This window comes from Curvibacter lanceolatus ATCC 14669, assembly GCF_000381265.1.
Lineage (GTDB): Bacteria > Pseudomonadota > Gammaproteobacteria > Burkholderiales > Burkholderiaceae_C > Curvibacter > Curvibacter lanceolatus.
This window is the reverse complement of record NZ_KB906259.1, coordinates 251,909-277,018: the sequence shown is the minus strand read 5'-3', so window position 1 is coordinate 277,018 and position 25,110 is coordinate 251,909. Positions and strand designations below refer to the sequence as shown.

The window sequence follows — 25,110 nt, the reverse complement described above, 5'->3', positions numbered from 1 at the left end:
TCACCCGAACAAGCTGCATCCCATGACCGGCGCAGCGCTCTGGCGCCTGGATGCCACCGCACTGGTGGCCGGATACCGCGCGGGCCGCTTCACACCCGAGCAGGCCTTGCAGGCCTGCCTGGCGCGGGATGCGGCCACCCGGGAGTGCCTGAACGCGCTGATCTGGCGCGACCCCGAGGGCGCACTGGCTGCCGCCCGGGCCAGCACCCGGCGCTGGGCCCAGGGGCAGCCTTTGAGCGAGCTTGACGGCGTGCCCGTCACGGTCAAAGACAACCTGCATGTGCAGGGCTGGCCCACCCGCTGGGGCAGCCGCCTGCTGCCCGAGCAGCCCCGCCCGGCCGACGAACTGCCGGTGGCCCGGCTGCGCGCCGCCGGTGCCGTGCTGTGGGCCAAGACCCACCTGCCTGAATTTGCCATGCAGGGCATCACCGACAACCTCTTGCACGGCCCCTGCCACAACCCCTGGGACCTGGGCCGCACGCCCGGCGGCTCGTCGGGCGGTGCCGCGGCCGCCGTGGCCGCGGGCCTGGGCCCGCTGGCGCTGGCCACCGATGGGGGCGGCTCGATCCGCCGGCCGGCCGCCCACTGCGGCGTGCTGGGCTTCAAGCCCTCGGCCGGCCGGGTGCCGCGGGCGGGCGGCCTGCCCGAGATCTTTCTGGACTACGAGGTGGTGGGTGGGCTGGCCCGCAGCAGCCGCGACCTGCAGACCTTGCTGGGGGTGCTGGCCGGTGGCGCGAAGGCCGCTCTGCCCGAGCCGCCCTCCCGACCGGCCCGCATCCTGGTGCTGCCCCGTTTCGGCCAGCACCCGGTGCAGGCCGGGGTGCGTGAGCGCCTGGCCCAGGTGACCGAGGGCTTGCAGGCGCTGGGCCATGAGCTGGTGCAGCCCGCCTCGTTCGATCTGGCCGACGATTTGAATCAGCACTGGTCCAGCCTCAACGGCGTGGGCCTGGCCTGGTTGCTGGACACGCCCGCGGCCTGGGCCCGCCTTGGAACCGGGCAGCCGGCCCCGGCCGATCTGCGCCTGGCTGGCCCGGTGGCGCAGGCCGCCTTGGCCGCCGGGCGCCAGGGCACGGCGCAAAGCCTGTTTCGCCTGCTGGCAGCCATCCATGTGCTGCAGCAGACGATGCGGGCCCTGTTCGAGCAGGCCGACTTTGTGCTCACCCCGAGCACGGCCTGCGTGGCCTGGCCGCTGGGCGCCAGCCACCCCGAACAGATCGATGGCCAGGCCGTGGGCCCGCGCGGGCATGCGGTGTTCACCGCGCTCGCCAATGCCGCCGGCCTGCCCGCCATCAGCCTGCCGACCGGCTTGGTGGATGGGCTGCCCTGTGGCCTGCAATTGATCGGCCCGGCCGGCGCTGACGCCGCCGTGCTGGCCCTGGCCCGCGAGTGGGAGCCCGTGCTGCGCCAGGGCCCGCTCTGGCCGCCCGGCCTGGAGCCCGCGCCCGCTGAGGCCCTGGCATGACGCCTGCGGCCCTGGCCCAGGTCTTGTGGCAGGCCCGGCAGCCCGGCCAGCCCCGGGTCAGCGGCCCGGTCTGCGATGCCTCTACCTTGCCCGATGCGGCCGCCGCCTATGCCGTGCAGGACCAGAGCCTGCGTTGGCTGGGCCCGGTCGGGGGCTGGAAAGTGGGCGCGGCCGGCCCCACCCAGAACCCCACCCACACTCCCATCTGCGCGCCCCTGCCCGCGGCCGGCCTGCTGGCTTCGGGCCTGGCCCTGAGCCCACCCCGGGGTGCCTTGCGGGGGCTGGAGGTGGAGCTGGCCCTGCGCGTGGCGCACGACCTGCCGCCCCAGCAGCAGGGGCTGGGCGATGCCCTCTTGTGCACGGTGTTCGATGCGGTGCTGCCGGCCATCGAGTGGGTGGACTCGCGCTTGGCCGGGGGGCAGGCCAGCCCGGCCCTGCTGCGACTGGCCGATCTGCAAAGCCACGGCGCTTTGATCCTGGGGCCCGCGCGCCCGCTGGGCCCGGCCGAACCCGAACCCGATCTGCCGACCCTGGGCGCCACGCTGTGCTGGAACGGCCAGACGGTGGCCAGCACGGTGGGCGGCAACCCGGCGCAAGACCTGCGCCGGCTGGTGGATTGGCTGATCGGGCACACGGCACGGCGGGGCCTGCCGCTGCGCGGCGGCCAGATCGTGACCACAGGCTCCTGCACCGGCCTGCTGTGGGCGCCGGAAGGTGCGGTGAGCGTTCAGGGCCGGCTCGGGTCCTGGGGCGAGGTGGGGCTGAGTCTGATCTCTTAATCTTCAGCCGGCGGGCTGTTCTGCGCCTTGCGGATCAGCAAGGTCATCAGCAGGGCGGCCGCTGCCGAGGAGGCCAGCACCGGTGATTTGCCGATCACATCGGCCAGGCGCAGCAGGGCGTCGGTGCCCACCAACTGCACGCGGTCGGCCAGGGCGACCACGTCATCCGCGCTGATTTTCTGCAATTCGGGGGCCAGGCTTTGCAAGTCATGCCAGCCTGTCTGAAGTTTGAGGCGCGCAAATGCCCCATGCGCCACCGCCACAGCGGCCAGCACACCCAGCGGGGCGATCATTCGCTGCAGCAGGCGCGCCTTCAACGGCGGGCTGGCGGATTCATACACCTGACCGATCAACAGGGACAAGGCCTTGCCTTGCTCTTCGGGCGCTTCAGCCGTCACGGCGCGGGCCAATTCGGGGCCGCCGATCTGGCGCGCCAGCACCGCGGTGGGCAGGCCGGCAGGCACCAGCGTGGGCTCAGTGTTCAAGCTCATGGACATGCTCCTTGAAAGAGGGTTTCCTTGAAGCAGGGAGAGCTGGAATCATCGTCGTGAACGGCTGCTTTTCAATGACGATCGTAGTAACGGCATGTAATGTATTTGTGATTTGGCGAACTGCTGTGAGCACTTGCGGCGCGCACGTTCGGGTGTGATCGGGTTGGGGGATCGCAGTCTGGTGTTGCAGCGATGCCAGAATGAACAAAGCCCGCTGTCGTTTCCGAAGCGGGCTTTGGGGTTGCCTGTGAGGCTGTATGAGTGGTGGGTCCTGAGTGACTCGAACACTCGACCTACGGATTAAGAGTCCGCTGCTCTACCAACTGAGCTAAGAACCCACTCTTTGTTTTCTTGCCGCTTTGCTGTTCTGCACTGCGTCAAGACCTCTATTATGCATGGAAAAATTCGGGCTTTGCAAGCTTTCGAACAAAATTTTTAAAAAATCTTGTTCGGGGCCGAATCGGGTCAGCTCATGCCGTTGCGGCTGGCCAGTTCGACGAACAGGCCGGAGTGGTCCAGATCGGTCAGGCCGTGCTCGATGCCGCTGGCGTAGAGCGATTCGAACAGGGCGGTGACCGGGGCATCGAAGCCGATGTCCTGGGCGGTGTCCAGGGCGTTGCGCATGTCCTTGAGTTGCACCGACATGCGCGCACGCGGTGCAAAGTCGCGTTCGACCATGCGTTGGCCGTGCAGTTGCAGGATGCGGCTCTCGGCAAAGCCGCCGCCGATGGCTTCGCGCACCTTGGCCATGTCGGCCCCGCCCTTGGCGGCAAACAGCAGGGCTTCGGCGACGGCGCCGATGGTGATGCCCACGATCATCTGGTTGGCGAGCTTGGCCAACTGGCCGGCGCCATGCGGGCCCACATGGGTGGCGCGGCCAAACACCTTGAAGACGGGCAGGGCGCGTTCGTAGTCGGCGGCGCGCCCGCCCGCCATGATGGCCAGCGTGCCCTGCTCGGCCCCCACCGTGCCCCCTGAGACCGGGGCGTCCAGGTGGGCCACGCCCTGTTCACTGAGGCGGGCGGCGTGGTCGCGTGCCTCGGCGGGCTTGATCGAGGCCATGTCCACCACCAGGGTGCCGGGGCGCATGGCGGAGGCCGCCCCTTGCTTGAACAGCACGTCGCCGACCACGGCGCCGTTTTCCAGCAGGCTCACCACCAGGTCGGCCTGGGCCACGGCGGCGCCCGGGCTGTCATGCACGGTGGCGCCAAAGGGCAGCAGACGCTCGGCCTTGTCTCGGCTGCGGTTCCAGGCATGCACGGCAAAGCCGGCCTCGCACAGCCGGCGCGCCAGCGGGAAGCCCATGAGGCCGATGCCGAGCACGGCGATGGTGGGTTGGGGGGAGGGGGTGGCGGTGGTCATGGGCTGAAGCGGTGGATCGAACAGGGCCCTGTGAGGGCAGTTTCCGGCGACGGGCCACAGCAAGGGCCCGTCCATGACCCTGAATGATCGTGCAATTTGCCCCCGCCTCGCTGTCAGGGGGCTGTCAACCCGGTGCCGCGCAGGGCTTCAGGCGCCCTGCGGCGGGCATGGCTCACATCAGCAGGTGCTCGCCGGCGTTGTCGCCGCCCAGGATCACGTAATTCACCTTGCGGATGTCCATCAGCTTCTTGCCGCCCGAGTAGCTGATCGAGCTTTGCACGTCCTGCTCCATCTCGATCAGGGTGTCGGCCAGTTGGCCCTTGACGGGTTCCAGGATGCGCTTGCCTTCCACGTGGCGGTATTCACCCTTGTTGAAGTCGGAGGCCGAGCCGTAGTACTCCTTGTAGAGGCGGCCATCCACCTCGACCGTGGCGCCGGGCGATTCCTCGTGGCCGGCCAGCATGGAGCCGATCATCACGAAGGTGGCGCCAAAGCGGATGCTCTTGGCGATGTCGCCATGCTCGCGGATGCCGCCGTCGGCAATGATGGGCTTGGTGGCCACCCGGGCACACCACTTCAGGGCCGACAGCTGCCAGCCGCCGGTGCCAAAGCCGGTCTTGAGCTTGGTGATGCACACCTTGCCCGGGCCGATGCCCACCTTGGTGGCGTCGGCGCCCCAGTTTTCGAGGTCGATGATGGCCTCGGGCGTGCCCACGTTGCCGGCAATCACGAATGCTGTGGGCAGCTTGTTCTTGATGTGGGCAATCATGTTCTTCACGCTCTCGGCATGGCCGTGGGCGATGTCGATGGTGATGTACTCGGGCACCAGTTCGCTGGCGGCCAGGGTGTTGACGGTCTCGTAGTCGGGGGCCTTGACGCCCAGCGAGATCGAGGCATACGCGCCCTGTTCATGCATGTCGCGCACGAACTTCACGTTGTCGATGTCAAAGCGGTGCATCACGTAGAAGTAGCCGTGCTGCGCCAGCCACAGGCAGATGCTTTCATTGACCACCGTCTTCATGTTGGCCGGCACCACCGGCAGGCGGAAGCGCCGTCCGCCCAGTTCGACGCTGGCGTCGCACTCGGACCGGCTCTCCACGCGGCATTGGCGCGGCAGCAGAAGGATGTTGTCGTAGTCGAAAATTTCCATGAGAAAACCAAGCTCCAGAAGGGTCGTTGAAAAACGATTGAGCGCTTGGCTTGAGACCGGCCTGAGCGGCGCGGGCATCGCAGACGTCGTGTAGGACGCAGATACCGGCCACAAAAAACCGGGCGCAAGAATCTTGGGCCCGGTGCTTGATTCTATCGACCTGCCCCGGTTTCCGGGGTGTTTTCGCATACGGTTTCACTTATGGCCAGCATACGGCCACGGGCATCCTGCACCCAGCCCAGCAGCTGCAGCCGCTCGGGGTTGGCCCCTTCGGGGATGCGCATGGCGCGCAGCTCTCGCCAGGGCTTGGAGGCAGGGCGGGGCAGCTCGAGGTTCAGGCTGTTGCGCACCAGCAGCCGGGCCACGGGCGAACCCTCGGTGCCGGCCGGCAGTGCCTCGACCAGCAGCAGCCAAAGGCTTTGGCCAGCTTGTTTTTGGGGGGATTGCCATTGCACCGAGGTGCCGATGTAGTCGTTCACGGCCCGCCCCTGGGCCACGCGCAGGCGGCCTTGCCGGGTGGCTGGCGGGTGGGTTTTTTCGAGGGCGGTGGTGGTGCTTTGCCGCACGGCTTCTTCTGTCAGGCCCCAGCGGGGCAGGCGCTCGAGGCTGTCTCGGGTGGCTGCCGCCGACAGCGGGGCCTCATCACCTTGTTCGGCCGAGGGCACGATCCAGTCGAGTGCCACGGTGCCGGCCGGCACGGCCGAGCCGGCGGTGGCCCAGCAGTCGGCGCATTGCGCCGACAGAAAGCGCTCGCGCACGGCGCGCGGGCTGGCCTGGCCGTCGCTGCTGCAGGTGGATTGGGCGTGGGCCGCCGCAGAGGCCAGCAGCGCGGTCAGAACCGCCAGACCGACGAGGGCCGGGGCGCGAAGAAACATGGTGCAACTCCAGGGCGGGGGATGCACCATGGTCGCACAGGCGGCCCGGCCCCTGCCGGGCGGGGCCTATTCGGGCTTCAGGTTCATTCGGGCTTCACGTTGGCGCGGCGCACCACGTCGCCATACACCACCAGGCGATCGGCCATCATCTTCTCGAAGTCCTTGGGCGACATCTCCTCGGGGGCGATCACGCCACGCTGCTTCAGGGTGTCTTGCATGGCGGCGCTGGTGGCCACCTCGCGCACGGCCTTGTACAGGGCCTGCACCACCGGGGCGGGGGTGTTGGCCGGCGCGGCCAGACCGGTCCAGGAGGTCTGGTTCAGGTTGGCGTGGCCCAGCTCGGTGAAGGTGGGCACATCGGGCAACTGGGGCAGGCGGGTGGGCGAGGCCACGGCCAGGGCGCGCATCTTGCCGGCCTGGATGTGGGGCACCATGATCACCAGGTTGTCGAGGGCAAACTGAACCTCGTTGCTCAGGATGGCCGTGATCAGCGGCGAGCCGCCCTTGTAGGGCACGTGGGTGGCCTTGATGCCGGTGTTGAGCATCAGCATCTCGACGTTCAACTGACCCATGCTGCCAGCCCCTGCCGAGCAGAAGTTGAGCTGGCCCGGGCGCTCCTTCACATAGGCCAGAAACTCCTGGAAGGTGCGCACCGGCAGGCTGGGGTGCACCACCAGCACGTTGGGCTGGCGGCCCAGGATGGCGATCGATTCGAAATCCTTGATCGGGTCGTAGCCCAGCTTGGGTTGCACCAGTGGGTTGGCCAGGTGGCTGCTTTGCGACGACACGACCAGGGTGTAGCCGTCAGGCTTGGCGCGCGCCACGAACTGGCTGCCGATCGAGCCGCCGGCCCCCGGTCTGTGGTCGATCACGATGGGCACGCCCAGCAGGCGCCCCAAGGGGTCGGCATAGGTGCGGGCCATCACGTCCACCGAGCCGCCGGGCGGGAAGGGCACGATCAGGTTGATCGGGCGCGAGGGGTATTTGTCGCCGTCGGCCAGGCTGGCCAGCGGGTTGGACAGTGCGGCCAGGCCCAGGCCACCGGCCAGCAGGCGGCGGCGTGGCATCAGGGGCAGTGCAGACAGAGGGGTGTGCTTCATGGGGTGAGCTCCAGTTCAGAGACAAAGAAATCAGGTCAGTCCAGCCCGAGCACCGTCAGTGCCAGGGCCTGGGCGCGGGGCACCAGGGTGTCGAGCAGGCAGAACTCGCGTTCGCTGTGGGCATAGCCGCCCACGGGCCCCAGGGCGCACAGGGTTGGGATGCCCATTGACGAGGTGATGCCGCTGTCGGCCGCACCGCCGGTGAATTCGCCCTCGACCGCAAAGCCGGCTTCGGCGGCACTGCGCTGGTACAGCTGCAGCAGCGGCGCCGGGGTCGGGGCCATGGGCAGGGTGCTGTGCTGTTCGATGATGCGGCCACGGGTGCGCTCCAGGCTGGGGGCTTCGATGATCTGGCGCACCGTCTCCAGCAGGCGGGGCAGGTCGGTGTCGGCGGTGTAGCGCAGGTCGAGCTGGGCGCGGGCCAGCGGGGCCACCACATTGGCCGCCATGCCGCCCTCGATGTGGCCCACATTGGCCGTCACGCCGTCTTCAAGCCCATTGAGGGCGTGCAGGGCCACGATCTTGAGCGCCAGGGCGCCGATGGCGCTGGCGCCCTGGGCCGGGTTGATGCCGGCGTGGGCGGCCACGCCCTCCACCTCGAACACCGTCACGCACGAGCCCTTGCGCGAGGTCACCACATTGCCGCTGATGCGGCCGGGCTCGGCATTGAGCACCGCATGGCAGCCCTGGGCCGCCTGGCGGATGGCGCCGCGCGTGGCGGGCGAGCCGATCTCTTCGTCGCACGAGAAGAACAGCCTCAGCGGCCGGGGCGCGCCACCGCTGCGGGCCAGGGCCTGGGCCACCCAGGTGTGCAGCACCAGGCCCGACTTCATGTCGGCCACGCCGGGGCCGAAGGCCTTGCCGTCTTCCACCCGGTAGGGCCGGGCGGCGGCGGTGCCGGCCGGAAACACCGTGTCCATGTGGCCCAGCAGCAGCACCGGGGCAGCTTGGGGGTCTTGCCCGGGCAGCTCGGCCTGCAGGCAGGCGCCGTAGCCCGGCTGGGCCAGCCATTCGGTGCGCCAGCCGGCCTGCTCCAGCGGTGCGCGCAGCAGGCTGGCCACCTGCTCGATGCCGGCGCTCTGGCGGCTGCCGCTGTCGGTGTTGACGATGCGCGCCAGCATGGCTTCCATCTCGCCGCGCTGGCTGGCCAGCCAGTCGCAGACCTGGCGGCGCTGTTCGGCAAGAGAAACGGCTTGGACTGGGGTGGCAGGGGCTTGATTCATGGTGCGTTTGAAATAAATATTTCACAAATCATATTCATTGCAATATTTATTGCAATGCCATCGCTATGCTTGGCCCCGCCGTCCGTTGTTTTTTGAGAGACCGACATGCTTCTGACCGAGCGCCTGGTGCGCCATGCCAACACCTTGACCGCCAGCGAGCGCGCCCTGGCCGACGGCCTCATGCGGGGCTACCCCGACAGCGTGCTGGACTCGGCCAGCGCCATGGCCGCCGCGGTGGGCACCAGCGCCTCCACCGTGGTGCGCCTGTTCGCCAAGCTGGGCTATGCCAGCCTGGCCGAGGTCCGGCGCGAGGCCCGCGGCGTGGTCAGCACGCGCCTGCACTCGGCGGGCCAGCGGGCCAGCGCCACCCTGGGCGCGCACCGCAGCCTGAACGAGTGCATCGACGACGCCTTGCTGCACGACCAGCACAACCTGGCCGCCACCCGCGACGGCATCGATCTGTCGGTGTTTGCCAAGGTGGTGGAGTGCCTGAGCCAGCCCCGCGGGCGCCTGTTCGTGATGGCCGAAAAGAACAGCGCCCCGATCGGCGCCTACCTGGTGGCCCACCTCAACATGTGCCGCCCCGGCGTGCACGACCTCAGCGCCGGGGCGCCGGCCGTGGTCGACAAGCTCTTGTGGGTGGAGCCGCCCGACGTGCTGCTGGTGTTCACCATCCGCCGCTATTCCGCCAGTGCGCTGCACGCGGCCCGGCATTTCCGGCGCCAGGGCTGCGAGGTGCTGGCCCTCACCGACGGCCCGGCCGCCCCGGTGATCGAGCACGCCAGCCACTGGCTGCAGGTGCACACGGCCAATGCCTCGCCGTTCGACTCGTACACCGCGGCCTTCTTCTTGTGCAATGCCCTGGTCAGCGCCGTGGCCCAGGGCCGCAGCGAGGAGGTGAGCCAGGCCCTGCAGCGGCGTGATGCGCTCTGGCAGGGCTTCCAGAAAGACCTGGTGCTCGACCCGGTCAGGCCGCCCAACCCCGCGCGTTGAGCGCGGCGCCGCCCACCGGGGTGCGGCTTTCTACAATGGCGCCATGTCCCCGCAAAATTCCCTGTTCGACGCGCCGGCGCCCGCCACCCCGGCGCCCGCCGCGATGGCCTCGCCGCTGCTGGCCCAACTCAATGACGAACAACGTCAGGCCGTTGCCCTGCCGCCCGAGCACGCGCTGATCCTGGCCGGGGCCGGATCGGGCAAGACCCGGGTGCTGACCACCCGCATCGCCTGGCTGCTGCAGACCGGCCAGGTCACGCCCGGCGGGCTGATGGCGGTCACCTTCACCAACAAAGCCGCCAAGGAGATGCTGCTGCGCCTGGGCGCCATGCTGCCCGTCAACGTGCGCGGCATGTGGATCGGCACCTTCCACGGCCTGTGCAACCGATTTTTGCGGGCGCACTGGAAGCTGGCCAACCTGCCGCAGAGCTTCCAGATCCTCGACACGCAAGACCAGCTCTCGGCCATCAAGCGGCTGATGAAGCAGTTCAACATCGACGACGAGCGCTTTCCGGCCAAGCAGACCCAGTGGTTCATCTCGGGCTGCAAGGAAGACGGCCTGCGCCCGGCCATGGTCGAGGCGCGTGACGAGGAAACCCGCAAGAAGGTCGAGATCTACCAGCTTTATGAAGAGCAGTGCCAGCGCGAGGGCGTGGTCGACTTCGGCGAGCTGATGCTGCGCAGCTACGAGCTGCTGCGCGACAACGACCCCGTGCGCGAGCACTACCAGCGGCGCTTCCGCCACATCCTGATCGACGAGTTCCAGGACACCAACAAGCTGCAGTACGCCTGGATCAAGATGCTGTGCGGCGAGGGCAATGCGGTGCTGGCCGTGGGCGACGACGATCAGAGCATCTATGCCTTCCGTGGCGCCCGCGTGGGCAACATGGCCGATTTCGTGCGCGAGTTCCAGGTGCGCCACCAGATCAAGCTCGAGCAGAACTACCGCAGCTACAGCAACATCCTCGACTCGGCCAACGAGCTGATCAGCCACAACAAGAAGCGCCTGGGCAAGACCTTGCGCACCAACCAGGGCCCGGGCGAGCCGGTGCGCGTGTTCGAGGCCAGCAGCGATTTCGCCGAAGCCACCTGGATGATCGACGAGATCAAGAACCTCATCCGCGACCAGGGCAGCGAGCCCGGTTTCGAGCGCAAGGAAATCGCGGTGCTCTACCGCAGCAACGCGCAAAGCCGGGTGATCGAAACCGGCCTGTTCAACAACGGCATTCCCTACCGCGTGTACGGCGGCCTGCGCTTCTTCGAGCGGGCTGAAATCAAGCACGCGCTGGCCTACCTGCGCCTGCTGGAGAACCCGAACGACGACACCAGTTTTCTGCGCGTGGTCAACTTCCCGCCGCGCGGCATCGGGGCGCGCAGCATCGAGCAGTTGCAGGACGCGGCCCGGGCGGCCGGCTGCTCGCTGCACGACGCCGTCAGCGCCTTGAGCGGCAAGGCCGGCACCAACATCGCCGCCTTTGTGGCCCGCATCGACGTGATGCGCGAGCAGACCGAGGGCAAGACCCTGCGCGAGATCATCGAGCTGGTGCTGGCGCAGAGCGACCTGCTCGAGCACTACAAGGCCGACCGCGAAGGCGCCGACCGGCTGGAGAACCTGGAGGAACTGGTCAACGCGGCCGAGAGCTTTGTCACCCAGGAGGGCTTTGGCCGCGATGCGGTGGCCATGTCGGCCGAGCAGCAGGTGGCCACGCTCAGCCAGCCGCTGAGCCAGTCCCCCGCCAGCCAGGGCCTGGACCTGAGCCGCCCCCTGATCCAGGCCGACGACCCGCTGCCCCCCGACGCCGAAACCGGCGAAACCCTGTCGCCCCTGGCCGCCTTCCTGACCCATGCGGCGCTGGAGGCCGGCGACAACCAGGCCCAGGCCGGGCAGGACGCGGTGCAGCTCATGACCGTGCACTCGTCCAAGGGGCTGGAGTTTGATGCGGTGTTCATCACCGGGCTCGAAGAAGGCCTGTTCCCGCACGAGAACTCGATGAGCGATTACGAAGGCCTGGAGGAAGAGCGCCGCCTGATGTATGTGGCCATCACCCGGGCCCGCAAGCGCCTGTACCTGAGCCACTCGCAGACCCGCATGCTGCACGGCCAGACCCGCTACAACCTGCGCAGCCGCTTCTTTGAAGAGCTGCCCGAGACCGCGCTCAAATGGCTCACGCCCAAGCAGCAGGGGTTTTCGGCACCCTCTGCGGGTGGTTTCGGAGGCGGTTTTGGCGGTGGGGCCCGTTCAGGCGGTGGCTCATCGTTCGGCGGCTCGCGCAGCAGCCTGCCCGATTTCTCGTCCTACACCGCAGCCGCCCCGGCCCCGCTGCCGCCGCAAAAGGCCGAGCCGCCGCAGGGCCTGCGCGCCGGCATGAAGGTGTTCCACAACAAGTTCGGCGAAGGCCAGGTGCTCACGGTGGACGGCAGTGGCGCCGACGCCCGCGCCCAGGTCAACTTTCCGCGCCACGGCGTGAAGTGGCTGGCCCTGAGCGTGGCCAAGCTCACCGTGATCTGATCGGCGCTGTGTTCAGGCGCTGGTGTCGACCACCGGCGCCTGCAGTGCAAAGCAGTCGCGGAAGGTGAACACCAGCGACGCAAAGAACATGGCCAACAGCACCAGCATGGCCACCATCACCAGGGTGCTGCCGATCAGCGGGCCCAGCAGGCCGCCCACCACGCTGGCCAGCAACAGGCCGGTGGTCAGCACGCCCATCCAGGCCAGGCCGAAGAGCGTGAAGGCGCCCTTGTTGCGCCAGCAGGCCACCAGGCTGAAGAACAGGCTCTTCACCGGGGGCACGTGGTCCCAGTGCACCAGGGCCGGCGCATGCCAGAACAGCAGCGACAGTGGCAGGTAACCCAGGGTGAACAGCCACATGGCGCCCAGAAAGCGTTCGTCATTGAGCAGGTCGGCGTTGATGCGCCCGCCCACCAGGTAGAGCTGGGCAAACTGGCCGCCATCGAGCAGGGCCGTCAGCCCCAGCAGGCCCACAAAGCCGGCGGCGTACAGCGCGCCCAGCACCAGCATCGAGCGCATCTGCTGGTGGCCGGCGCGAAACGCCGTCACCAGGATGGTGGGCATCGGAAAGCGCCCGCGTGAGGCCTCATGGCTGGCCGCCATCATGCCCAGGGTGGCGCCGGGGATCAGCACCAGGGCCAGCACGCTGCCGATCCAGGGCAGGATGGTGCACATCGAGATCACGGCCATGAACATGAAGAACAGGCCAGACAGGGCGATGGGCTGCTTGAAGAAAGCCCTCATGCCCTGTTTGACCCACAAAAGGCCGGTGCGTGCGGGAACGATGTTCAGTTTCATGGAGCAACAGGTGGTCGCCCCGCGCCAGATGGCGGGGCAGGACGCGCTAATTTAACCGGGATGGGCCTCAGGTGCCGGCCGATGGGGGCTGGGGGGCCCGCCTCGGCGGCTGACTCCGTCAGGGCCGCCACGGCGCCGCGATGCGCTCGCGCAGCACGCGCTCGAAGTGGGTCGGGTCGTGCGGCTTGAGCATGGCGGCTTCGCGCGGCAGGTGAAAGTCCCACAGCCGCGAGATCCAGAAGCGCAGCGCCCCCGCCCGCAGCAGGGCCGGAAACAGCGCCCGTTCGGCCGCCGTGAAGGGCCGCACCGCCGCATAGGCCTCGACAAAGGCCTGTGCCCGGGCCGCGTCGTGGCGGCCACTGGGCAGGTCGATGCACCAGTCGTTCAGGCACACGGCCACATCGAACAGCCAGGTGTCCACGCCCGCAAAATAGAAGTCGAAGAAGCCGGTCAGGCGCTCGCCGTCGAACATCACGTTGTCGCGGAACAGGTCGGCATGCACCGGGCCCCGCGGCAGGGCCGCATGGTCGGGCGAGGCGGCGGTGTGGTTCTGGAACGCCAGTTCGGCCTTCAGCAGGTCGGACTGGGCCGGCTCCAGGTAGGGCAGCACCACGGGCACGGTCTCGTTCCACCAGGGCAGGCCGCGCAGATTGGGCTGCTGGCGCTCGTAGTCGCGCCCGGCCAGGTGCATGCGGGCGAGCATGTCGCCCACCGCCGCGCAGTGCACGGGTTGGGGGGCCAGCTGGCTCTTGCCCTGCAGGCGGTTGACCATGGCGGCCGGCTTGCCGCACACCTGGTGCAGCACCTCGCCGCGGGCGTCGGCCTGCGGGTCGGGCACCGGAATGCCGGCCTGGGCCAGGTGCTTCATCAGGTACAGGTAGAACGGCAGTTGTTCGGCCGTCAGGCGCTCGAACAGGGTCAGCACATAGTGGTTGGCGACGCCCTCGTGTTCGGCACTGGCGAAGTAGTTGGTGTTTTCAATGCCGCCCTCGATGCCACGCAGGTCGGTCAGCTCGCCCAGGTTCAGGCGGCGCATGAGTTTCTGTGCCTCTTCGCGAGAGACTTCGGTAAATACAGCCATCGGTCGGAAAAATGGGTTTCAGAACTTGAACACGTTCCACACGCGCTGGCCCAGCGGGCCGTTGTTGCCCTCCAGCGTCAGGGGGCGCGCGCGCGAGCCGTCGTTGGACAGCACTTCGTACTCGGGCAGTTGGGTGCCCTTGGGTTGCACGGTCACGCTCTGGGTATGGCCGCCGTAGCGCACCTCGTCCACCTTGCTGCCGCTGTCTTCCACGTGGATGTGCTGGATGCGCTGATCGCCCTTCAGGGCCGCGGGGGATGCCGGGGTGATGGGGGCCGCAGAGGCCGCGGAGGCCTCGGCGGGCGCTGGCGCTGCAGGGGCCTGGGCCCGCGCCAGCGGGGCACACAGAAGGGCTGCCGCAGCAGCCAGCGGGTAAATGAGAGAAAGGGTAAGGGCGCGCATGGACTTGATTGTAGGCAATGCACAATCGCGTCCATGCAAGACGAATCCCGCGACCCCGCCGACCCCTCCACCACCGTGACCGGTTCCGCTGCCGACGCCGCCAGCGCGCCACGCACCCTGCTGCTGGTGGATGGTTCCAGCTACCTCTACCGCGCCTTCCATGCCATGCCCGACCTGCGTGCCGTGCCGGGCGACCCGGGCAGCGCCGCCACCGGGGCCATCCGCGGCATGATCAACATGATGCAGAGCCTGCGCAAGGAAGTGCCGGCCGACTACGCGGTGTGCATCTTCGACGCCAAGGGCCCCACCTTCCGCGACGAGATCTACCCCGAGTACAAGGCCCAGCGCGCGCCCATGCCCGACGACCTGCGCAGCCAGATCGAGCCCATCCACGAGGTGGTGCGCCTGATGGGCTGGACCGTGCTCGATGTGCCCGGCGTCGAGGCCGATGACGTGATCGGCACCCTGGCCGTGGGCGCGGCCCGCCAGGGGCTGACGGTGGTGGTGTCCAGCGGCGACAAGGATCTGTCGCAACTGGTGAACGAGCACATCACCATCATCGACACCATGAACGGCAAGAAGCGCGACGTGGCCGGTGTCACCGCCGAGTTCGGCGTGCCGCCCTCGCTGATGATCGACTTCCAGGCCCTGGTGGGCGACACGGTGGACAACGTGCCCGGCGTGCCCAAGGTGGGCCCCAAGACGGCCGCCAAGTGGCTGGCCGAGTACGGCTCGCTCGATGCCCTGATGGCACGGGCCGGCGAGATCAAGGGCGTGGCGGGCGAAAACCTGCGCAACACCCTGGGCTGGCTGCCCACCGGGCGCCAGCTGGTCACCATCAAGACCGACTGTGATCTGCAGGCCTGGGTGCCGGGCCTGCCCGATTTCTCCACCCTGGCGCTGCAGGCCCCGCAAAACGAGCCCTTGCGCGTGTTCTACGAGCAATACGGCTTCAAGGGCCTGGCCCGCGCTGTGGGCGGGGCTGCGGCCCCGGCACCTGCCAAGGCAGGCGCCAAGGCGGCCGCAGCGCCCGCCGATGACGGCGGCACCGGCGACCTGTTCGCCGATCCGGCACCGGCGGCCGAGGCGCCTGCGGCCAACGAGCACTACGACACCGTGCTCGACTGGCCGGCCTTCGAGCGCTGGCTGGCCTTGCTGCAGACGGCCGAGCTGAGCTCGATCGACACCGAGACCACCTCGCTGGACGCGATGCGCGCCGAGATCGTGGGCCTGAGCCTCAGCGTGAAAGAGGGCGCTGCGGCCTACGTGCCCCTGGGCCACGACTACACCGACGCCCCGGCCCAGCTGCCGCGCGACGAGGTGCTGGCCCGCCTCAAGCCCTGGCTGGAAGATGCCAGCCGGCCCAAGCTGGGCCAGCACATCAAGTACGACCGCCATGTGTTTGCCAACCACGGCATCGAGGTGCAGGGCTATGTGCACGACACCATGCTGCAAAGCTATGTGCTGGAGGTGCACAAGCCCCACGGCCTGAGCAGCCTGGCCGAGCGCCATGTGGGGCGCAGCGGGCTGAGCTACGAAGACCTGTGCGGCAAGGGCGTGCACCAGATCCCCTTCAGCCAGGTGGCCATTGACCGGGCCTCGCAGTACGCCTGTGAGGACGCCGACCTGACCCTGGCGGTGCACCAGGTGCTGTGGCCGCAGCTGCAGGCCTTGCCGCGCCTGCGCGAGATCTACGAGCTGGAGATCGCCAGCAGCGAAGCCCTCTACCGCATCGAGCGCAACGGCGTGCTGATCGACGCGCCCACCCTGCAGCAGCAAAGCCACGAACTGGGCCAGCGCATCCTGCAGCTCGAAAACGAGGCCTATGAGATCGCCGGCCAGCCCTTCAACCTGGGCAGCCCCAAGCAGCTGGGCGAGATCTTCTTCGACAAGCTGGGCCTGCCGGTGATCAAGAAGACTGCCACCGGCGCCCGCAGCACCGACGAAGAGGTGCTTGAGAAGCTGGCCGAGGACTACCCGCTGCCGGCGCGCATCCTGGAGCACCGCAGCCTGTCCAAGCTCAAGAGCACCTACACCGACAAGCTGGCCCAGATGGCCTTGCCCCGTGACGGGCGGGTGCACACCCACTATGCGCAGGCCGTGGCCGTGACGGGGCGCCTGTCCAGCAACGACCCCAATCTGCAGAACATCCCCATCCGCACGGCCGAAGGTCGGCGCGTGCGCGAGGCCTTCGTGGCCCCGGCTGGCCGCCTGATCGCCAGCGCCGACTACTCGCAGATCGAGCTGCGCATCATGGCCCACCTGAGCGGCGACGAGGCCTTGCTGAACGCCTTCCGCGAAGGCCTGGACGTGCACCGCGCCACCGCGGCCGAGGTGTTCGGCGTGGCCCTGGAGCAGGTCAGCACCGAACAGCGCCGCTACGCCAAGACCATCAATTTCGGCCTGATCTACGGCATGAGCAGTTTCGGCCTGGCCAAGAGCCTGGGCATCGAGACCAAGGCCGCCGCGGCCTACATCGACCGCTACTTCCAGCGCTACCCGGGCGTGCGCCGCTACATGGACGACACCCGGGCCCAGGCCAAGGCCCAGGGCTATGTCGAGACCGTGTTCGGCCGGCGCCTGTACCTGCCCGAGATCAACTCGCCCAACGGCCCGCGCCGCGCGGGGGCCGAGCGCGCCGCCATCAATGCGCCCATGCAGGGCACGGCGGCCGATCTGATCAAGATGAGCATGGTGCAGGTGCAGAAGTTGCTTGATGCCGAGCAGCGCGGCACCCGCATGATCATGCAAGTGCATGACGAACTGGTGTTCGAGCTGCCCGAGTCCGAGCTGGACTGGCTGCGCCAGGCCATTCCGGCCGCCATGGCCCATGTGGCCAGCCTGCAGGTGCCGCTGCTGGCCGAGGTGGGCGTGGGCCACAACTGGGACCAGGCGCACTGATGTTCGATGGCTCGGCGCCACAGGCGGTGCGCTGAGCGCGCAAAAATGAGAGAACTGCTTATTTGACGCGTTTCATTGGTTAGTATCAGCCAATTCGGCACCAGACGCCGTTCGGAACTGGATTTCAGGAGTTGTCATGGCCAGATGGAGGATGCCGCTGTGGGTCGCGCTGGCACTGCCCTTCGGGGGGGTGCTCCTGACCGTGATCGGCATCCTGATCGGCGCCCAGCGCCTCACCTCGGACCGCCTCATCGAGGCCAGTGGCCGCAACCTGCTGTTTGCCACCAGCGACCACATGCGGGCCGAGGTGATCAGCCACCTCCATGTCATCTTCACCCTGCAGCTCAGCATGGCCGACCTGCTGGCGCGCCAGGACCTGATCCAGGGCGGCGACATGACGGCCGTGCAGACCCTCTTCAGCGGTCACTTCAAGTCCATCTACCGCCCCCACTTCCCCCAGGTCGGCATGATCCAGCTGGGCACCGAACAGGGGGATTTCTTCGGCATCAAAATCGGCCCCGAGGGCCGCTTGCAGACCTTTCTGAAGGACCGCCGCACGGCCCAGCGCCTGATCAGCTACGACACGGAAACAGGGGCCGAGCAGGCCGTGATCCAGCGTTACGACCCGCGCCAGCGCCCCTGGTACACGCCCGCTGCGCGCCAGGGGCAGCAGCGCTGGACGGAGGTCTACGTCTCCAGCTTTGGCGACTCCACCTCGATCTCTGCCACCACCCCGGTGCTGCGTGCCAATGGCCGCCTGCTGGGGGTGTTGGGCACCGATGTGTCGCTCAATGACCTGTCCGCGCTGCTGCGCCGCCTGCCGCTGATGCAGGACCACCCCTCGGCCCTGGCCTATGTGGTGGACCCGCAGGGGCACATGCTGGCGCACTCGCATGTGGAAGAGGCCCGCCCGGCCAAGAAGGGGCAGATCCTGACCGCGGCGCAAAGCCGCCAACCCCTGGTGCAGACCAGTTTTGCCGCGCTCGATTCGTTCGGCGAGGCCGAGGCGGCCGATTTCAGTGTGGAGCAGGGCGGGCAGCGCTACTTTGGCCGCAGCACCCTGCTGCACGATGAGCGCGGCCTGAACTGGCGCCTGGTGGCCCTGGTGGCCGAGTCCGATCTCAACGCCCAGGCCAAAGAGACCGCCCGGCTGGCCCTGGTGCTGGTGCTGTCGCTGTCGGGCGCCGGCTTGCTGGTGGGTCTGCTGGTGCTGCGTCGCATTGCGCACCCGATCCGTGAGGCCGCCAGCGCCGCCACTTTGCTGGCGGCCGGCCCCGAGGCCCCTCCGGCCGTGGTCGAGGCGAGTCACGTCCATGAGATTGCCACCTTGACCGATGCCTTCAATGCCATGTCTCAGCGCATCCGGGCCCAGTTGGGCAAGCTGCACGACATGGCCCTGTTGGATGCCGTCACCGGCCTGCCCAACCGCGAGGGTCTGATGGCGGCCTGCCGCTGGCCTGAGCCGCGTGAGGTGACGCTGCTGCTGTTCGGGGTCGACCGTTTCCGCGCCGTCAACGCCTCGCTGGGGCCGCGTGCGGGCGACGAACTGCTGCGCCTGATCGGGATGCGCCTGCGTTCGGCCTGCCCGAACGAGGCGCTGGTGGGGCGCATCTCGGGGGACGAGTTTCTGGTGGTGCTGCCCGGGACTGCGGGCGATGCGCGCACCGAGTCCTGCATCCGCACCTTGCGGGGCTGCTTCAACGAGCCGTTCCAGACCGACACCGACGAGGTGCTGGTGGGCGCCAGCCTGGGCGTGGTCAGTGCGCCGGCCCATGGGGTGGCGTTTGAGCGCGACCTGCTGCGCTTTGCCAGCGCGGCGCTGCAAAAGGCCAAGTCGGGTGAGCGGGGGCAGCGGGTCGACTTTGACGAGTCGCTGCTCGAGCGCAATCGCCTGGCCGCCGAGTTGACGGCCGACATGCATGTGGCGCTGGTGCAGGGGCAGTTCAAGGTCTACTTTCAACCCCTGGTCAGCCTGGACACCGGCGCCCTGTGCGGTCTGGAGGCCTTGTTGCGCTGGCAGCACCCGCAGCGCGGCGCCATCGGCCCGGCCCAGTTCATCCCCTTGGCCGAAGAGTCGGGCTTGATCGTCGAACTGGGGCATTGGGTGATGCGCCAGGCGGCCGTCGAGGTGGCCCAGTTGATGCGTGAGCACACGCTGAGCGAGGGCTTCATCGTGCACGTCAATGTGTCGCAGCGGCAATTGGTGCAGGCCGACTTCATCGACCGTGTGCACGAGGTGCTGGAGCGCAGCGCGCTGCCACCCGGGGCCCTGGTGATCGAGATCACCGAGAGCCTGCTGGTCGAGGACGACCCGGTCATGCGCGCCACCCTGGGTGAACTGCAGGCCCTGGGCGTGGGCCTGGCCCTGGACGACTTCGGCACCGGCTACTCCTCGCTCTCGTACCTGAACAAGTTCCCCTTCACCGAGATCAAGATCGACCGCAGCTTTCTGGTGGCGGCGCAGCAGAACGCGCGCAGCGCGGCCATTCTCAAGGCCTTCATCGACATCACCCACGGCCTGCAGGTGCCGGCCATTGCCGAAGGGGTGGAGACCGAAGAACAGGCGGAATTGCTCCGGGCGCTCAACTGCACGCTGGGGCAGGGTTACCTGTTCGGGCGCCCGGCGCCCATGGCCGAGATGTGGCGCCAATGGGTGCTCACGCATCCCCAGGCCGACGCCAGCGCCTGAGTTCGGACGCTGGGCGCTGTCAGTGGCGCCAGGCCCGCGCCACCAGTTCACCGCTGGGGGTGGCTGCGTGACCCAGCAGCGCTTCGAAGCGGGCTGGGTTGCCCACGTTGTCGCTGCCCAGCATGGCCAGGGTCTCGCTGCACCAGGGCACCGAGGCCGGGGCCAGGTCACCCAGGCGGGCGCTCAGGGCCGTCAGCACATCGGGCAGCCTCAGCACCCAGGCCGGCCCGTGGCCCGATTGGGCCCGCAGGCTGGCCACCAGCTCGCCCAGGCTCAGCGGGGCGGGCCCGGTGCATTCGATGATGCCGCGCTGCTCCAGCGCCGGGCCCAGCAGGGCCACCACGCCTTCTGCCAGGTCGTGCACCGACACGGGTTGAACTTTGGCGGTCAGCATCGGGCCGGGGAACACCGCCAGCGGCAGGCGTGCCAGGCCCATGAACATGGCGCTGCTGGCGCCCCCATGGCCAAACACCACGCTGGGGCGCAGCACCACCGCGCTGGGGCCACCCGGGGCCGCGGCCAGGCCCAGCAGGTGCTGGTCAGCGGCGCGCTTGGTGCTGGCATAGCGTGTCGGGCTGCCCTCGATGCCCAGCGCCGAGATCTGCAGCACGCGCTTCACGCCGGCCTGGGCGCAGGCACTGAACAGGGCGATGGGCGTGTCACGGTGCACCGCATCGATGGGGCGGCTGCGGCTGTCGCGCAGCACGCCCACGGTGTTGATGACCGCATCCACCCCTTGCAGGCGGGGCAGCCACACTTCGGGACGGGTGTCGTGGGCAAAGTCCATCACGCACTCGCCGGGCCCGGGGCTGCGGCCCGGGGACACCCCGCCCAGCACCGTGTGACCCGCGCGCTCCAGGGCCTGTTTGAAGGTGCGACCGATGAACCCGCGTGAACCGGTGAGGAGGATGTACATGGAGCGCATTGTCAGCGATCAGGCGGCGCCAGGTGGGGGCGTGCGTCCATGTCCTGCAATTCGCTGGCCAAGACGTAGCGGGCCCGGCCCGTCTGCTTGGCGTGGTAGAGCGCGGCGTCGGCCGCGTTGATCAGGCGGTGGGCCTGGTGCGGGTGGGCCTTGCCATCCGGTACCCAGGCGGCCACGCCGATGCTCAGCGTCAGCCGGGGGCTGGTCGGTGAGGCGGCGTGGGGGATGTTTTCGGTGCGGATGCGTTCCAGGCAGCGCTGGGCCACCTCGCGGGCGCCCTCGAGCGCAATACCGGGCAACAGCAGCACGAACTCTTCGCCGCCATAGCGGGCCACCACCTCGCCTGAGCGGCGGAAGTCGGCATTCAGCACCTGGGCCACGCGCCGCAGGCAGTCATCGCCGGCCAGGTGACCGTAATGGTCGTTGTAGAGCTTGAAGTGGTCGATGTCGACCAGCAACAGGGCCAGGGGCAGCTCATGGCGCGCGCAGCGCTGCCACTCGGCCGTCAGGGCCTCGTCAAAGCTGCGTCGGTTGTGCAGGCCGGTCAGGCCATCGGTGGCCGACAGCGTGGCCAGCAACTGGTTGGCATGGGCCAGTTGCTGCTCCTTGAGCACCAGCTCGGTCACGTCCACATGGACGCCCACCGTCATTTTTTCGGCGGTCTTGCGTTCGTGCACCCGGAACCAGCGCCCATCGTGCATGGGCACCAGCATGGCGGCGCCAGGTTGGCGGTGCGAGGCCAGGCGCTGGGCGGCCCAGTCTTCCGCGGTCTCGCCGCTTTGCGGGGCCTGCCCGAAATGCTGGTGGGTCACTGAATACTCGATCAGTTCGTCGAAGGATCTGCCCGGTTGCAGCAGATGGGCCAGCCCGTTGTACATCACCCGGTACTGGGTGTTGCACATCAGCAGGCGGTCGTCGGTGTCGTACACCGCCAGGCCTTCGGGCAGGGCTTCCAGCGCATCCATCAGCAACTGGCGCACCCGCTGGCCTTCGCGCTGGGCCTGTTCCAGCGCCTTGCGCTGTGTCACCTGTTCGGTCATGTCGAGGCGGATCGCCACCACATAGCCCTCGGGCGTGCGGGTCTCGAAGGCCTGTACCCAGCGCCTGCCCGACAACTCTTGCAGAAAGCTGCGGCTGCTCATGCTCGCGCGGCTTTGCAGGCGCTGCGCCAGCCATTGTTCCTCCTGTCCCACGGCTTCGACCACCGCGTGGTGGCGCAGGCTCTCAGCCGCCATGTCGGCGAAAGCCCGGCCCACCGAGCGTGGGTAGTCGATGTGCGGGAACATGTTCTGCAGAGCCCGGTTGTAAATCACCAGTCGGTCCTGCTCGTCAAAGATCTCCAGCGCCGCGGGCAGTGCGTCCAGGGCCCGCACCAGCAGGCGACGCGCCTGCTGGGCATCGCTGCGCGCCTCCTGCAAGGCCTGCTGCTGGCGTACGAAGTCGGTCACGTTGGTGCGCAGGCCGATCAGGCCGCCGTCTGGCGTGCGGCACTCGTTGACCCGCACCCAGCGGTTGCCGGCCAGGCCCTGCAGAAAGTCCTGGCGCAGGCTCTGGTGCTGACTGAGCCGCTGGCGCACCCAGTTGTCTTCATTGCCCACGGCTTCGGTCACTTCTCCTGCGGCCGCGGCGGCGCGCAGGATCTGTTCAAAGGGCACTCCCGGCTGCAGCAAGGGCGCCACCGCCGGGTTCATGCTGCGGTAGCGGTCGCTGGCCAGCACCAGCCGGTCATCGGCGTCGAACAAGGCCACGGCGTCTGGAAAGCAGCGCAGCGCGCCTTCCAGACGTTCGCAGCGTGCCTGGGCGGCCAGGAGTTCGGCCTGTTGCTGCAGGCTGTGCTCGTGCACCAGACGCACGTGCTGCCACAGCCACATCAGGCCGACCAAGGGCATCACCATGGCCAGCACGCACAGGGTGAGGCCGGCCGCGTCGTGTTCCAGTGCCAGCAACCAGGCCGATCGGGCCAGGGCCACCAGGATCAGCAAGGCCCCGGCCGCACACAGGATCAGGGGCCTGCCCAGACGGTGGACAGGGGTGGGGGCTGGGCTGGGGTGGGCTGGCATGGCGGGGGGCTGGTGGCTCAGTCTATGTGTTTTGTCATTAATTGTTACAAAAATACGGATGGGGTGGTCTGCGACGGGGCACCCTGAGGCCGTCTGTCGGCAGGGTTGGTGCGAATTGCCTACACTGCCAAGCCTCACCGACCCGAACCTCACTCATCACCTGGAGAGTTTCATGCTGCCTGACGACCTGAAGACTGAATTCGAGGCCTTGCTGCCGGCCGGCCAGAGTGGCGTGGCGGGCCCCAGCCGCCGCACCGCGTTGCAGGCGGCCTTGGGCCTCGGGCTGGGTTACGCCGCCGCGGCCCAGCCGCTGCAGGCCCAGACCGCCATCCACACCACCGCCGAAGGCCTGGAGGCCGGGCGCGTGAGCATCGACGCCAACGGTTTTGCCCTGTCGGCCTATTGCGCCTCCCCGACCGGCAAGACCCACCTGCCGGTGGTGCTGGTGGTGCAGGAGATCTTCGGCGTGCACGAGTACATCGCCGACGTCTGCCGGCGTTTCGCACGCCATGGCTACCTGGCCATCGCGCCCGAGCTGTACAGCCGCCAGGGTGACGCTTCCAAATACACCGACATGGCCCGCCTGATGAGTGAGCTGGTGTCCAAGGTGCCCGATGCCCAGGTGCTGTCTGACCTGGACGCCACCCTGAAATGGGCGGGCGCCCATGGGGGCAACCTCGACAAGACGGCCATCACGGGCTTTTGCTGGGGTGGGCGCATCACCTGGCTGTATGCTTCGCACGCGCCCGTCAAGGCCGCCGTGGCCTGGTACGGCCGCCTGGTGGGCCAGCCCAGCGAGCTCACGCCGCAGCACCCGATCGACCGGGTGGCCAGCCTCAAGGCCCCGGTGCTGGGCCTGTACGGTGGCGCCGATACCGGCATCCCGCAAGACACGGTGGAGCGCATGAAGACCGCGCTGGCGGCCGGCCCGGAGGCCGCCCGCGCCTCGCAGTTCGTGGTCTACCCCGACACGCCGCACGCCTTCCATGCCGACTACCGCCCCAGCTACCGCAAGGAAGCGGCCGAAGACGGCTGGAAACGCACCCTGGAATGGTTCAAACAGCACGGGGTGGCCTGAACCCGGCCGGCCCAGCCGCTAAACTGCCCCATTGGCCTGCCGGGCCTGGGCAAGCGGTTTGCCTGATGCGGCAGGCCCGCTCCTGATGTGGGGGCCCCGGCCCCGGCCGCGGCCGACCTGCCCGCCCGACGATTGCTTATGACTTTGCTACAAATCATCCTGGCCACCCTGACTGCCGGCATCGGCAGTGTCTGGGTGGCCGCTTTTCTGATGCGTGCCGGCGTGGACTCGGGGCGCGGCGGCATCAATGCCCAGCACCTGCTGAGCCTGGCAGCCGGCGCCTTGCTGGCCACCGCCTTCATGCACCTGCTGCCCGAGGCCTTTGAAGGCCAGGCCAGCCCGCATGCCTTGTTTGCCACCCTGCTGATCGGGGTGGTGTTCTTTTTTCTGCTCGACAAGGCCGAACTCTGGCACCACGGGCATGAGCATGGGCACGGCCATGACCATGACCACGGTCATGTTCATGGTTCAGCGGCGGCACTCACAGGCCATGTTCATGCGCACGGCGCTGGCCAGGCTCAAGCGCATCCTCCGCATCAGCATGAGGGCCACGCCCATGCCCATGCCCATGCCCACACCCAGGAGCCTGGCCCCAGCCTGTCGGGCGGCTGGTCACTGATCACGGGCGACAGCGTGCACTGCTTCGGCGACGGCATCCTGATCGCCTCGGCCTTTGTGGCCGACCCGCGCCTGGGCCTGGTGTCGGCACTGGCCGTGCTGGCCCACGAGGTGCCGCACCACATGGGTGACCTGGTGGTGCTGCGCCGCGCCAGCCGCAACCGGCGCCTGGCGCTGATGAAGGTCTCGCTGGCGGGGGCCGTGACCGCGCTCGGCGGTCTGGTGGGTTTCTTCCTGGTCGAACAGCTGGAAGACCTGCTGCCGTACTTTCTGACCGTGGCCTCCAGCAGCTTCATCTATGTGGCCCTGGCCGACCTGATCCCGCAGTTGCAGAAGCGCCTCACGGCGCGCCAGACCCTGGCGCAGGTGTTCTGGCTGGGGCTGGGTATCGTGCTGGTGACCTGGGCCAGCGGGCTGGCCCATGGGCATTGACTGTGGCCCCCACGCTCCCTCACTTCGTGTGGTCGCTGCCCCCCGAGGGGGCCCAGCCCGCCTTGGGGCGGCCCGGCGGCGGGCTGACCGCTTCGTTGCAGGTCTGCTGAGGGGAGAAGGAGTCCGGCAGCCCCCACGGTCGCGCACTGCGTGTCACTCCCACGAGCGGCTGCCCTGGCAAT

Annotated in this window: 19 protein-coding genes and 1 tRNA gene; 8 read left to right on the top strand and 12 right to left on the bottom strand. The window is 68.5% G+C overall.

What is annotated here, in order from left to right:
- Nucleotides 1–22 precede the first annotated feature (22 nt).
- The gene (locus F624_RS0114890; protein ID WP_019575116.1) at nt 23–1,462 is read left to right on the top strand and encodes an amidase; all 1,440 of its coding nucleotides are present in this window, start codon (nt 23–25) and stop codon (nt 1,460–1,462) included.
- Nucleotides 1,459–2,241: a 2-keto-4-pentenoate hydratase gene (locus tag F624_RS0114885; RefSeq protein WP_019575115.1), complete on the top strand. Its 783-nt coding sequence runs from the start codon at nt 1,459–1,461 to the stop codon at nt 2,239–2,241. Before F624_RS0114890 ends, F624_RS0114885 begins: the two co-directional genes overlap by 4 nt.
- Here F624_RS0114885 and F624_RS0114880 read toward each other — a convergent pair.
- The 7 genes from F624_RS0114880 to F624_RS0114850 all read right to left on the bottom strand — a co-directional run bounded on the left by F624_RS0114880 (nt 2,238) and on the right by F624_RS0114850 (nt 8,442).
- Nucleotides 2,238–2,732 (bottom strand): hypothetical protein, encoded by a 495-nt coding sequence (locus tag F624_RS0114880; protein WP_019575114.1) that lies wholly within the window; start codon nt 2,730–2,732, stop codon nt 2,238–2,240. The genes F624_RS0114885 and F624_RS0114880 overlap by 4 nt on opposite strands.
- 262 nt (nt 2,733–2,994) lie before the next feature.
- Nucleotides 2,995–3,070, bottom strand: a tRNA-Lys gene (locus F624_RS0114875).
- 127 nt (nt 3,071–3,197) lie between these two features.
- The gene (locus tag F624_RS0114870; protein WP_019575113.1) at nt 3,198–4,094 is read right to left on the bottom strand and encodes an NAD(P)-dependent oxidoreductase; all 897 of its coding nucleotides are present in this window, start codon (nt 4,092–4,094) and stop codon (nt 3,198–3,200) included.
- Between the two features lie 172 nt (nt 4,095–4,266).
- Nucleotides 4,267–5,244 carry a GMP reductase gene (locus F624_RS0114865; RefSeq protein ID WP_019575112.1) on the bottom strand — a complete coding sequence of 326 codons (978 nt, stop codon included), beginning with the start codon at nt 5,242–5,244 and terminating at the stop codon, nt 4,267–4,269.
- Nucleotides 5,245–5,396: 152 nt separating this feature from the next.
- Entirely contained in the window at nt 5,397–6,119 is a 723-nt protein-coding gene (locus F624_RS0114860; RefSeq protein ID WP_019575111.1) for a hypothetical protein, read from the bottom strand.
- An 83-nt stretch (nt 6,120–6,202) separates the two neighbouring features.
- Complete coding sequence (locus F624_RS0114855; RefSeq protein WP_019575110.1) at nt 6,203–7,219, bottom strand: Bug family tripartite tricarboxylate transporter substrate binding protein; 1,017 nt, start codon at nt 7,217–7,219, stop codon at nt 6,203–6,205.
- 35 nt (nt 7,220–7,254) lie between these two features.
- The gene (locus F624_RS0114850) at nt 7,255–8,442 is read right to left on the bottom strand and encodes a M20 family metallopeptidase (RefSeq protein ID WP_019575109.1); all 1,188 of its coding nucleotides are present in this window, start codon (nt 8,440–8,442) and stop codon (nt 7,255–7,257) included.
- 105 nt (nt 8,443–8,547) lie between these two features.
- Between F624_RS0114850 and F624_RS0114845 the strand changes: the two genes are divergently transcribed.
- Both F624_RS0114845 and F624_RS0114840 read left to right on the top strand, forming a co-directional pair.
- Nucleotides 8,548–9,435, top strand: coding sequence for a MurR/RpiR family transcriptional regulator (locus F624_RS0114845; protein ID WP_019575108.1), 888 nt, complete (start codon nt 8,548–8,550; stop codon nt 9,433–9,435).
- Between the two features lie 43 nt (nt 9,436–9,478).
- Nucleotides 9,479–11,944: a UvrD-helicase domain-containing protein gene (locus F624_RS0114840; RefSeq protein WP_019575107.1), complete on the top strand. Its 2,466-nt coding sequence runs from the start codon at nt 9,479–9,481 to the stop codon at nt 11,942–11,944.
- Between the two features lie 12 nt (nt 11,945–11,956).
- On the opposite strand, the gene F624_RS0114835 is transcribed toward F624_RS0114840, so the two are convergent.
- The 3 genes from F624_RS0114835 to F624_RS0114825 all read right to left on the bottom strand — a co-directional run bounded on the left by F624_RS0114835 (nt 11,957) and on the right by F624_RS0114825 (nt 14,225).
- A complete protein-coding gene (locus F624_RS0114835; RefSeq protein WP_031255082.1) occupies nt 11,957–12,742 on the bottom strand; it encodes a BPSS1780 family membrane protein in 786 nt (261 codons plus the stop codon).
- Nucleotides 12,743–12,860: 118 nt separating this feature from the next.
- Nucleotides 12,861–13,823, bottom strand: coding sequence for a homoserine kinase (locus tag F624_RS0114830; RefSeq protein WP_031255080.1), 963 nt, complete (start codon nt 13,821–13,823; stop codon nt 12,861–12,863).
- Nucleotides 13,824–13,841: 18 nt separating this feature from the next.
- Nucleotides 13,842–14,225, bottom strand: a complete 384-nt coding sequence (locus tag F624_RS0114825) for a hypothetical protein (protein WP_019575103.1) — start codon at nt 14,223–14,225, stop codon at nt 13,842–13,844.
- 33 nt (nt 14,226–14,258) lie between these two features.
- Between F624_RS0114825 and polA the strand changes: the two genes are divergently transcribed.
- Nucleotides 14,259–17,126: a DNA polymerase I gene (gene polA / locus F624_RS0114820; protein ID WP_019575102.1), complete on the top strand. Its 2,868-nt coding sequence runs from the start codon at nt 14,259–14,261 to the stop codon at nt 17,124–17,126.
- A 136-nt stretch (nt 17,127–17,262) separates the two neighbouring features.
- Nucleotides 17,263–19,815 (top strand): putative bifunctional diguanylate cyclase/phosphodiesterase, encoded by a 2,553-nt coding sequence (locus tag F624_RS0114815; RefSeq protein WP_084679519.1) that lies wholly within the window; start codon nt 17,263–17,265, stop codon nt 19,813–19,815.
- Nucleotides 19,816–19,834: 19 nt separating this feature from the next.
- On the opposite strand, the gene F624_RS0114810 is transcribed toward F624_RS0114815, so the two are convergent.
- The gene (locus tag F624_RS0114810; RefSeq protein WP_019575100.1) at nt 19,835–20,731 is read right to left on the bottom strand and encodes an NAD-dependent epimerase/dehydratase family protein; all 897 of its coding nucleotides are present in this window, start codon (nt 20,729–20,731) and stop codon (nt 19,835–19,837) included.
- Nucleotides 20,732–20,742: 11 nt separating this feature from the next.
- The gene (locus F624_RS0114805; protein WP_019575099.1) at nt 20,743–22,800 is read right to left on the bottom strand and encodes a sensor domain-containing diguanylate cyclase; all 2,058 of its coding nucleotides are present in this window, start codon (nt 22,798–22,800) and stop codon (nt 20,743–20,745) included.
- Nucleotides 22,801–22,972: 172 nt separating this feature from the next.
- Between F624_RS0114805 and F624_RS0114800 the strand changes: the two genes are divergently transcribed.
- Together F624_RS0114800 and F624_RS0114795 are read left to right on the top strand one after the other, a co-directional pair.
- Entirely contained in the window at nt 22,973–23,878 is a 906-nt protein-coding gene (locus tag F624_RS0114800) for a dienelactone hydrolase family protein (protein ID WP_019575098.1), read from the top strand.
- 138 nt (nt 23,879–24,016) lie between these two features.
- Nucleotides 24,017–24,928 carry a ZIP family metal transporter gene (locus F624_RS0114795; protein ID WP_019575097.1) on the top strand — a complete coding sequence of 304 codons (912 nt, stop codon included), beginning with the start codon at nt 24,017–24,019 and terminating at the stop codon, nt 24,926–24,928.
- Nucleotides 24,929–25,110 lie beyond the last annotated feature (182 nt).

Excerpts from the sequence above, each read along its gene's own strand:
- F624_RS0114845 (WP_019575108.1), top strand. The coding sequence starts at position 8,548 with ATGCTTCTGACCGAGCGCCTGGTGCGCCATGCCAACACCTTGACCGCC.
- F624_RS0114855 (WP_019575110.1), bottom strand. The coding sequence starts at position 7,219 with ATGAAGCACACCCCTCTGTCTGCACTGCCCCTGATGCCACGCCGCCGC.
- F624_RS0114840 (WP_019575107.1), top strand. The coding sequence starts at position 9,479 with ATGTCCCCGCAAAATTCCCTGTTCGACGCGCCGGCGCCCGCCACCCCG.
- F624_RS0114870 (WP_019575113.1), bottom strand. The coding sequence starts at position 4,094 with ATGACCACCGCCACCCCCTCCCCCCAACCCACCATCGCCGTGCTCGGC.
- F624_RS0114825 (WP_019575103.1), bottom strand. The coding sequence starts at position 14,225 with ATGCGCGCCCTTACCCTTTCTCTCATTTACCCGCTGGCTGCTGCGGCA.
- F624_RS0114795 (WP_019575097.1), top strand. The coding sequence starts at position 24,017 with ATGACTTTGCTACAAATCATCCTGGCCACCCTGACTGCCGGCATCGGC.
- F624_RS0114800 (WP_019575098.1), top strand. The coding sequence starts at position 22,973 with ATGCTGCCTGACGACCTGAAGACTGAATTCGAGGCCTTGCTGCCGGCC.
- F624_RS0114860 (WP_019575111.1), bottom strand. The coding sequence starts at position 6,119 with ATGTTTCTTCGCGCCCCGGCCCTCGTCGGTCTGGCGGTTCTGACCGCG.
- F624_RS0114880 (WP_019575114.1), bottom strand. The coding sequence starts at position 2,732 with ATGAGCTTGAACACTGAGCCCACGCTGGTGCCTGCCGGCCTGCCCACC.
- F624_RS0114805 (WP_019575099.1), bottom strand. The coding sequence starts at position 22,800 with ATGCCAGCCCACCCCAGCCCAGCCCCCACCCCTGTCCACCGTCTGGGC.
- F624_RS0114810 (WP_019575100.1), bottom strand. The coding sequence starts at position 20,731 with ATGTACATCCTCCTCACCGGTTCACGCGGGTTCATCGGTCGCACCTTC.
- F624_RS0114865 (WP_019575112.1), bottom strand. The coding sequence starts at position 5,244 with ATGGAAATTTTCGACTACGACAACATCCTTCTGCTGCCGCGCCAATGC.
- F624_RS0114890 (WP_019575116.1), top strand. The coding sequence starts at position 23 with ATGACCGGCGCAGCGCTCTGGCGCCTGGATGCCACCGCACTGGTGGCC.
- F624_RS0114885 (WP_019575115.1), top strand. The coding sequence starts at position 1,459 with ATGACGCCTGCGGCCCTGGCCCAGGTCTTGTGGCAGGCCCGGCAGCCC.
- F624_RS0114835 (WP_031255082.1), bottom strand. The coding sequence starts at position 12,742 with ATGAAACTGAACATCGTTCCCGCACGCACCGGCCTTTTGTGGGTCAAA.
- F624_RS0114815 (WP_084679519.1), top strand. The coding sequence starts at position 17,263 with ATGGCCAGATGGAGGATGCCGCTGTGGGTCGCGCTGGCACTGCCCTTC.
- F624_RS0114830 (WP_031255080.1), bottom strand. The coding sequence starts at position 13,823 with ATGGCTGTATTTACCGAAGTCTCTCGCGAAGAGGCACAGAAACTCATG.
- polA (WP_019575102.1), top strand. The coding sequence starts at position 14,259 with ATGCAAGACGAATCCCGCGACCCCGCCGACCCCTCCACCACCGTGACC.
- F624_RS0114850 (WP_019575109.1), bottom strand. The coding sequence starts at position 8,442 with ATGAATCAAGCCCCTGCCACCCCAGTCCAAGCCGTTTCTCTTGCCGAA.